The 618-nt window shown below is 40.8% G+C and carries 1 protein-coding gene; it reads left to right on the top strand.

The window, feature by feature from the left end:
- Positions 1 to 618 (top strand): IS4 family transposase (locus HC728_RS19775; RefSeq protein WP_190395987.1); only part of this gene is annotated, 618 nt, incomplete at both ends.

The following is a 618-nucleotide window of genomic DNA, read 5'->3' as shown; positions in this document are numbered from 1 at the left end:
ACCATCAAGAATTTAAAGCACAACGTAATAATTCATCTGAGAATATTTACCCTAAAATACGTATGGTTTGCTTGATGGAGCTTACGAGTCATCAGCTAATTGATAGTGCATTCTCTGATTATCGAACCAGCGAAATGCGGCTTGCAGAAGAGCTAATTGAACAAACTCCAGATCATTCGCTTACTATTTTTGACAAAGGATATTACTCTCTAGGGCTACTTAACCGCTGGAACAAAGTCGGTCAAGAAAGGCATTGGATGCTCCCTGTGAGAAAAGACTTCCAATATGAAATCGTTCATAAATACAGCCAGAGTGATGCTATCGTTGCTATCAAAACAACTCCTCAGGCAAGAAAGAAGTTCAGTGACCTCCCTGAGGTAATCGAAGCAAGGTTAGTGTCGAAAATGATTAAAGGTAAGAAGTATCAGGTGCTTACATCTATGCGTGATGTGTTGCGCTTTCCTGGTGAAGACATCGTAGAGCTTTATCGCTACCGTTGGGAAATTGAATTAGGTTATCGTGAAATGAAGCAAACCTTGCTTGATAGCGAATATACATTACGAAGTAAGCGCCCTGATATGGTCAAGCAGGAACTCTGGGGTATTTTGCTAGCCTACA

It is taken from the genome of Aliivibrio sp. S10_S31 (genome assembly GCF_014694495.1).
Taxonomy (GTDB): Bacteria; Pseudomonadota; Gammaproteobacteria; order Enterobacterales; family Vibrionaceae; genus Aliivibrio; species Aliivibrio fischeri.
Note: the sequence above shows the minus strand (reverse complement) of the source record. Positions and strands in the feature narration are given on the sequence as shown.